Source organism: Blastococcus sp. MG754426, assembly GCF_021699055.1.
Taxonomy (GTDB): Bacteria; Actinomycetota; Actinomycetes; order Mycobacteriales; family Geodermatophilaceae; genus Blastococcus.
Window position 1 is genome coordinate 1 of the sequence record NZ_SSXC01000120.1, and the last position, 7879, is coordinate 7879.

The following is a 7879-nucleotide window of genomic DNA, read 5'->3' on the forward strand; positions in this document are numbered from 1 at the left end:
CCCACGGCCCCCGCCGCCGGTCATGCTCTCGCTGATCCCGTCCACCTCCAGGTTGCTGAGGTTACCTCACTGTCCGGTAACCGGAGCACCGTCGCTACCATTCCCCCGTGACGGAGGACCGGACCGGCGAGCTGGGCGACCTGCTCATGCGGGTGGCCCGCACGCAGCGCCGCCGGTGGCGCGACGCCCTGGCACCCTGGGACCTCTCCCCCCACCAGGCCCGGGCGCTGCGGGTGGTCTGCGAGCGCGAGGGCGTCCGGCTCAGCGACCTGGCGGAGGCGCTGCACATCGCCCCCCGGTCGGCGACCGAGGTGGCCGACGGGCTGCAGGATCGCGGGCTGGTCGCGCGGACGCCCGACCCCGCCGACCGCCGGGCGGTGCTGCTGCGGCCGACGGACGAGGGCCGCCGGGTGCGGGGCGAGATCGGCCGGGCGCGCGACGCCGACTCCGCGGAGCTCTTCGCCCGCCTGGGGCCCGAGGACCGCGCCGCGCTGGCCCGGATCCTCCGCACCCTGGCCGACTGAGCCCACGACTGCGCACCTCACGGGGCCTCCCGCCGCCCCGGGAGGCGCACGGCCGCGGCGTCGGGTGCGACTACTGCCGCTCGGGCGGGCGCTCGGCCCGCCAGCCGTCGAACGCCTCCAGGAAGGAGGCGGCCATCCGGTTCTCGGTGAGCACCTCCTCGCGGTCGCCGTCGTCGCGCATCCGGTCGGCCAGCGCCATGGTGTTGAACCTGATGGCACGGAAGTAGGGGATGAAGGAGCCGGGCGTGAACGCCCGCTCGGACGGCCGCGGCTCGACGCCCTCGGGTGCCCACGGCGCGGGCTCCGGCAGCGCCGGCAGACCCAGCCCCTCCAGCGCGGAGAGGAAGGGCTCGTCGTCGATCCGGTCGGTGAAGTCGCGGGAGAGCTCGTGGAAGACCTCGCGGCCGTCGGGGGCGACCGCGACGACGACCGGCCGGAAGATCGAGGCGTCCTCGTCCCAGGCCCCCAGCGGCCGGGCCAGCCGGGAGCCGTCCGGGTCGCTCACCCAGCGGTAGGGCACGTGCCAGGTGCGGTCGAAGGCGAGCTGGACCTCGGGCGGGTCGACCGAGGCGAGCACCACCTCGGTGCCGGCGGCGGCGAGGCGGGGCAGCGACGGGGCCAGGCGGACCGCCTGGGCGCAGCAGTAGGGCTACCAGTCGCCCCGCAGGCCGATCAGGAGCAGGGCCGCGCGGTCGTCGGACCGCAGCGCGAGCAGGTCGGCGGTGGCCACCGGGCCACGGTAGGCAGGCCCTCGGCGCGGCGCACCCGGGGCACGGGTGGCCGAACTCACCCCCCGTGCGGCCCGGTCGTGCCTGGAGTCACAGGAAAAGCGCTCAGGTTGCCGGCAGCGCGGTCGTTGAATCGGGAGAGCACCACCGACGACGACGAGAAGCAGGCACCGACGTGACCACCCCCGCTGAGCAGCAGACCACCACCGGCGCCACCACGCGCGTCGCCCCCGCCGGCCGGCGCGGCAGCCGCCCCCGCCGCTGGACCCTGGACCGGATCATCGCGGAGCTGAACCGGGGCGCCTGATCCCGGCGGTCCCGCCGCCACGGGGCGGAGGAATCACGAGCCGGGCTGTTCCCGTGGAGATGTCTCACCGCTAAGATTTCTCCCCATGAGCGAGCGCCGGGTCCGCATCGGCATCGACACCGGGGGGACGTTCACCGACGTCGTCGCCGTGGACGAGCGAACCGGGCGGACGACCACGACCAAGACCCCGTCCACCCCCACCGACCCGGCCGAGGGCTTCCTCACCGGCGTCCGCAAGGTGCTGGACCTGATGGATCTCGACGGCAGCGCGGTCACCGCCGTCAGCCACGGGACGACGGTGGCCACCAACCAGCTGCTCGAGGGCAAGCTGGACCGCCTGGGCTTCATCACCACCGAGGGCTACGAGTCGGTGCTGGAGATCGCCCGGCAGTCGGTGCCCGACGGCTACGGCAACAGCTACTTCTGGGTCAAGCCGCCTCGGATCGTGCCGGCCGACCTGGTCCGCACCGTCCGCGGCCGGCTGGACCACACCGGCGCCGAGGTCCGCCCGCTCGACGAGGACGACGCCCGCGCCGCCGCCCGGTTCTTCCGCGACGCCGGCATCACCACCATCGGCGTGTGCTTCCTGCACGCCTACGCGAACGACGCGCACGAGCGGCGGGTGCTCGAGGTCATCCGCGAGGAGCACCCCGGCGCGGTGGTCAGCATCTCCAGCGAGGTGCTCCGCGAGTACCGCGAGTACGAGCGCTCGGTGACCACGCTGGTCGACGCCGCCGTCAAGCCCAAGGTCGGTGCCTACGTCACCAACATCCGCACCCGCCTCGACGAGATCGCGCCGGGCGTGCCGTTCTACGTGATGAAGTCGAACGGTGGTGTCCTGAGCGCCGCCGAGGTCGTGCACCAGCCGATCACCACGATGCTCTCCGGCCCGGCCGCCGGCGCCCTGGGCGCGGCGCTGATCGCCGGCACCGCCGGGTTCGACCGGGTGCTCACCTGCGACGGCGGCGGCACCTCCACCGACGTCACCGTGGTCATCGACGGCGAGCCGGCGCTGACCACCGAGGGCTCGGTGGGCGACTACCCGTCCAAGATCCCGATGATCGACGTCGTCACCGTGGGCGCCGGCGGCGGCTCGATCGCCTGGCTCTCCCCCGAGGGCACGCTCAAGGTCGGCCCCAAGTCGGCCGGCGCCGACCCCGGCCCGATCTGCTACCCGAAGGGCGGCGACCAGCCGACCGTCACCGACGCACACGTCGTCCTCGGCCGCATCCCCCCGCACCTGCTCGGCGGCGAGATCCCGCTCAGCGTCGACGCCGCCCGTGCCGGGCTGGAGCAGCTCGGCGGGAAGCTCGACCTCTCCCTGGAGCGCACCGCGACCGGGATCCTGGAGATCTCCGCCTGGAACCAGGCGAACGCGCTGCGCCAGGTGACCGTCGCCAAGGGGCTGGACGTCCGCGACTTCACGCTGACGACCTTCGGCGGCTCCGGGTCGCTGCTGGCCTGCCGGCTCATGGACATCCTCGGCCTGCCGCGCACGCTGGTGCCGCCGAACCCGGGCAACGTCAGCGCCTTCGGCCTGCTCACCGTCGACGTGCGCAACGACTACGTGCAGACCGTCGTCAGCAAGCACGCCGACCTCGACCTGGACCGCGTGCGCGCGGTCTACACCGACCTGGAGGAGCAGGCCGCCGACGCACTGGACGGCGAGGGCTTCGCCCGCGACCAGCAGCGCATGCAGCGGACGGCGGACCTGCGCTACGTCGGTCAGGCGTTCGAGGTGCGGGTCCCGGTCGCCGACGGCGAGCTCGACACGGCTGCCGCCGAGGAGGTCGCGCAGGCCTTCCACGCGGCGCACCGCCAGCTCTACGGCTACGACTTCGCCGACGACCCGCGCCAGGCCGTGGAGTGGGTCAACCTCCGGGTGAGCGGTATCGGCCCGATCCGCCGTCCGGACCTGGTCGAGCTGCCGGCCCGCGAGGGCGGGACGGACCGGGCCGTCACGGGCTCCCGCCGCGTCTTCTTCGACGACTGGGTGGACACGCCCACCTACAACCGGCCCGACCTGGCCCCGGGCGACGTGGTCAGCGGCCCGGCGATCATCGAGGAGTTCGGCTCCACCGTCCCGGTGCACCCCGGCTTCGCCGCCACCGTCGACGCCTACGGCAACCTGCTGCTCACGAAGGAGTCGGGTCAGTGACGACGTTCCCCACCGGTCCCCTGAACGCCACGAAGGTCGACGCCGACCCCGTCCTCGTCGAGATCGTCGCGGGCACGCTCGCCGCGATCGAGAAGGAGGTCGAGACCTCCATCGGCCGCACGTCGCGCTCCCCGATGATCCGCGACGCGCACGACTTCCGCGCCGGTATCCACGACCGGAACCTGCGCAAGCTCACCGGCCGCTCGTACTCGGCGCTCGTGCACCCCGTCGTGCGCGACTACCCGATCGAGCAGATGAACGTCGGGGACGTCTTCTTCCACAACGACGTCTACGCCTCCGAGGGCGGCATCGGCCACCTGCCGGACCTCTGCGTCACCGTGCCGGTCTTCGCCCACGTGGACGGCGCCGAGAAGGTGGTGGCGTTCATCCAGGCGTTCGGCCACCACGACGACATCGGCGGCGCGGTGCCGGGCTCGATGCCCTCGGCGGCGACCAGCGTGTACGAGGAGGGCCTGATGGTCCCCCCGATCAAGCTGTGGGACCGCGGCGTGCCCAACGAGAGCGCGCTGAAGATCATGACGCGCAACTCGCGGATGCCCGACTCCCTGGCCGCCGACCTCGACGCGGAGTGCTCCGCCTGCCTGGCCGGCGCCCGGCGGCTCGGCGAGCTGTTCGACCGCTACGGCGTGGCCGCCGTCGAGGCCTGCTTCGACGCGATCCTGTCGAACTCCACCGAGGTGTACCGGCGGGAGATCCTCTCCCAGATCCCGGACGGCACCTACGTCTGGGAGGACTACGCCGAGCACGACGGCGTCGAGGAGCCCAAGCTCCACCGCCAGCGGATCACGCTGACCATGGACTCCTCGAAGGAGACCCCGCTGGTCATCGACTTCACCGGCACCGGCCCCCAGGCCAAGGGCCCGATCAACCACTGCGGCGACTACGCCGACGGCAACTTCCTCAAGAAGTGGCTGGCGCCGATCCTGCGCAACCTGGCCGAGACGCCGGAGCGGATGGCGCAGCTCGACGTCAACGAGGGCGTCGTCCCGCTGATCGAGATGCGCTTCCCCGAGAAGGGCACGCTGCTCACCCCGATCTTCCCCGCGCCGACCAACGCCCGGACGTTCGTCATCCTGCGGCTGCTCGGCGTCCTGGCGGGCGTGCTGGCCAAGGCCACCGGCGGCCGGATGCCCGCCGACCAGGAGACGATCCGCTACACCGGCGTCTACGGCACCGACTTCGACGGGCAGCCGTACCTCATGCGCGAGGTGCTCGGCGGCGGCTCGGGTGGGCGGTACTACGCCGACGGCGAGGACACCATCCACGTCGTGCCGGACTCGCGGAACCTGCCCACCGAGTTCACCGAGGGTCGCTTCCCGCTGCGCGTCGAGCGGCTCGGCCTGGCGATGGACTCCGGCGGCCCCGGGCGCTACCGCGGCGGCTGCGGCTACGAGAAGCACATCCGGGTGCTCCGCGACGCGCACTTCATGTCGATCGCCGACCGCTCGATCCTGGCCTGCTGGGGGGTCAAGGGGGGCAAGGCCGGGCGGCCGTTCCAGATCACCGTCGACCCGGGCGGCCCGGACGAGCACGAGGTCGACGCGCTGGCCGACGCCGAGCCGCTGAAGGCCGGCACCGTCGTGCGCATCCGCACGACGGGCGGCGGCGGCTGGGGCGACCCGCTGGACCGGCCGGTGGACGAGGTGCTGCGCGACATCGCCTGGCGCAAGGTCTCCGTGGCCGGCGCCCGCGAGGACTACGGCGTCGTCGTGCTCGAGGACGGGACGGCGGACGAGGCCGCCACCGAGGAGCTGCGCGCCTCCCTGCGGGCCGCCCGCACCGGGGACGAGCCGTTCTTCGACCGCGGCCCCGGCTACGCCACCCTCTCCGGCGGCGCCGCGTTCAACGAGTTCGACGTCCTGCACCCCGCTCCCTGACGCCCCGGGCACCGCGCCCGGTCGCCCCGACCCGCTGCACGCAGTCGGCCCCTGCCCACCACGGTGGGCAGGGGCCGGCTGCTGTCCGGGGCACCGCCTGCGCCCTCGACGGGGCGCGCCCGGCGGAGCCCGTTCCTCAGGTCAGCGGCTCGGTGGTCCCGGGCTCCGGCTTGGCCTGGTCGCCGTCCTGGCCCTGGTCACCTCCGGTGGACGTGTCCTGCTCGACGCCCTCCGGCGTGAACGGCGTCTCCTCGAGCACGTTCTCCCGGGCCTCGTCGCGGTCGGTCCCTGGTACCTCGGTCATCTCGGCCTCCTCCTCGGCGGACCCGGCCCCTACCCCGGCCCGGCCGCGCCGACGCGGGTTGCGCCAGGAGCGGACGGCCCGCCGGCCCGCCCGCGCAGCGCCTCCGCCGTCGCCCCGTCGGCCGGCAGGAACGCCTCGATGCTCAGCTCGGCGGCGGTGACGTCGACGGCGGTGCCGAAGGTGGTGACCGTGCTGAGGAACGACAGGACGGCGTCCCCCGCCCGGACGCGCAGCGGGACCGCGATCCCGTTCGGCGGTGCCGCGGCAGTCCCCCCGGGGAGCGCGACCAGCTCGCGGTGCAGCGCGCCCAGCGACGGGTCACCGGTCACGTGCACCTCCCGGGCCAGCCGGTGCAGCACGTGCCGCCGCCACTGCGGCAGGTCGAGGATGCGGGGGGCGAGCCCGTCGGGGTGCAGGCTGAGCCTGAGCACGTTGACCGGGGGCTCGAGCAGGGCGGGCGCCACCCCCTCGGTGAGCAGCGCCACCGCCCCGTTGGCGGCCACCAGGTGCCACCCCCGGTCGACCACGAGGGCGGGGAAGGGCTCGTAGGCGGCCAGCACGAGGTCCAGCGCCGCCCGCACGGTGGCCATGTCGGGCCCGTCGAGCCGGCGCCGGCCGAACTCGGGCGCGTGCCCGGCGGCGACCAGCAGCTCGTTGCGCTCGCGCAGCGGCACCTCGAGGTGCTCGGCGAGCAGCAGCACCACCTCCCGGCTGGGCCGGGAGCGGCCGGTCTCGACGAAGCTCAGGTGCCGGGCCGAGATGCCGGCCGCCAGGGCCAGCGCCAGCTGGCTGAGCCGGCGTCGCTGCCGCCAGCGGCGGAGCAGCTCGCCCACCCCCGGCGGGGCCTGCAGCGCGGTCACGGCGCGGAACGCTAGCGCCGCGGGACGGGGCCTGTCGCCTACCTGCGAGGTAATCGACGCGCTGACCCCGCGGCGGGACGGTGCTGCCATGAACACCACCACCGCCACCCGCCCCGCCGACCTCCTCCGGGCCGCCCTGCTCCTCGACGCCGCAGTCACCGGGGCCAACGGCGCCGCCTACCTCCTGGCCGCCCCCGCCCTCGCCGACCTGCTCGGCGTCCCCGAGGGCACGCTGCGGGGGCTCGGCGCCTTCCTGCTCGTCTTCGCCGTCGCGGTCGCCGCCGTCGCCGCCCGCCGCCCGGTCCCGCGCGCCGCAGCGGGAGCCGTCGTGGCCGCCAACGCGCTGTGGGCCGCGGGGAGCGTCGGCGTCGTCACCGCCGGCGTCTTCCGGCTGACCGGCGCGGGCACCGCGTGGGTGCTCCTCCAGGCCGCCGCCGTGGCGGGCTTCGCCGGCCTCCAGATCGCCGGCCTGCGCCGGCGCTGACGCCCGGGCCCGCGTTACGAAAGGACGACGGACGGCGGTGACGCGCATGGGCCCGGACGTCACCGGAAAGCCCACGGGGACCGGACGCCGGGGAGCACGCCCCGGAGCACTCCGAACCTGGAGGACCGACCCTTGTCACGACCACTCCGCCCGCTCGCCCACCTCGCCGTCGCCGCGTCGCTGGCGCTCTCCCCCCTCGCCCTCGCCGCCTGCGGGGACGACGACTCCGAGCCGGAGGCGGGGACCGCCGCCGAGGAGACGACGGAGGAGGAGGAGGACGAGGGCTTCGGCGAGACCGATCCGGGCCCCAGCTACGAGGGCGCCTACGACAGCGAGTTCGTCGAGGAGCTCGACCTCCACCTCGGCGAGGAGGTCGTGCTCTCCGCCGGCATCGAGGCGGTCATCGCCCCCCAGGTCTTCGTGATCACCGGCCCCGCCGACAGCGGCGTGCCTCCCCTGCTGGTGCTGGCGTCCGAGGCGGTCGACGGGCTGGAGCCGGAGACGGGCGTGGAGGTGGCCGGCACCGTGCAGGGCTCGTTCGCGACCACGGCGGCCGAGGAGGACCTGGGCGTCGACCTGGACGACGAGCTGCTCGCGCCCTTCGAGGGCGACCCCT

8 protein-coding genes and 1 pseudogene are annotated in these 7879 nt (G+C 74.5%); 6 read left to right on the forward strand and 3 right to left on the reverse strand.

The window, feature by feature from the left end; genetic code table 11:
* Positions 1 to 107: 107 nt before the first annotated feature.
* Positions 108 to 524 (forward strand): MarR family transcriptional regulator, encoded by a 417-nt coding sequence (locus E9549_RS21890; RefSeq protein ID WP_236828706.1) that lies wholly within the window; start codon positions 108 to 110, stop codon positions 522 to 524.
* 70 nt (positions 525 to 594) lie between these two features.
* Here E9549_RS21890 and E9549_RS21895 read toward each other — a convergent pair.
* A pseudogene (locus tag E9549_RS21895) lies at positions 595 to 1161 on the reverse strand (peroxiredoxin family protein); the annotation flags it as partial.
* A gap of 266 nt (positions 1162 to 1427) precedes the next feature.
* Here E9549_RS21895 and E9549_RS23695 point away from each other — a divergent pair.
* The 3 genes from E9549_RS23695 to E9549_RS21905 all read left to right on the forward strand — a co-directional run bounded on the left by E9549_RS23695 (position 1428) and on the right by E9549_RS21905 (position 5615).
* The gene (locus tag E9549_RS23695) at positions 1428 to 1559 is read left to right on the forward strand and encodes a hypothetical protein (RefSeq protein ID WP_255715832.1); all 132 of its coding nucleotides are present in this window, start codon (positions 1428 to 1430) and stop codon (positions 1557 to 1559) included.
* A gap of 85 nt (positions 1560 to 1644) precedes the next feature.
* Complete coding sequence (locus E9549_RS21900) at positions 1645 to 3717, forward strand: hydantoinase/oxoprolinase family protein (RefSeq protein WP_236828707.1); 2073 nt, start codon at positions 1645 to 1647, stop codon at positions 3715 to 3717.
* Positions 3714 to 5615 (forward strand): hydantoinase B/oxoprolinase family protein, encoded by a 1902-nt coding sequence (locus E9549_RS21905; RefSeq protein WP_236828708.1) that lies wholly within the window; start codon positions 3714 to 3716, stop codon positions 5613 to 5615. Before E9549_RS21900 ends, E9549_RS21905 begins: the two co-directional genes overlap by 4 nt.
* Before the next feature lie 136 nt (positions 5616 to 5751).
* Here the strand turns inward: E9549_RS21905 and E9549_RS21910 are convergent, their stop codons facing one another.
* Both E9549_RS21910 and E9549_RS21915 read right to left on the reverse strand, forming a co-directional pair.
* The gene (locus E9549_RS21910; protein ID WP_236828709.1) at positions 5752 to 5919 is read right to left on the reverse strand and encodes a hypothetical protein; all 168 of its coding nucleotides are present in this window, start codon (positions 5917 to 5919) and stop codon (positions 5752 to 5754) included.
* A 29-nt stretch (positions 5920 to 5948) separates the two neighbouring features.
* Positions 5949 to 6779 (reverse strand): helix-turn-helix domain-containing protein, encoded by an 831-nt coding sequence (locus E9549_RS21915; protein WP_236828710.1) that lies wholly within the window; start codon positions 6777 to 6779, stop codon positions 5949 to 5951.
* A gap of 88 nt (positions 6780 to 6867) precedes the next feature.
* Between E9549_RS21915 and E9549_RS23875 the strand changes: the two genes are divergently transcribed.
* A complete protein-coding gene (locus E9549_RS23875; RefSeq protein ID WP_304505821.1) occupies positions 6868 to 7263 on the forward strand; it encodes a hypothetical protein in 396 nt (131 codons plus the stop codon).
* Positions 7264 to 7395: 132 nt separating this feature from the next.
* The coding region (locus E9549_RS21925; RefSeq protein WP_236828711.1) for a hypothetical protein at positions 7396 to 7879 on the forward strand (484 nt) is incomplete at its 3' end.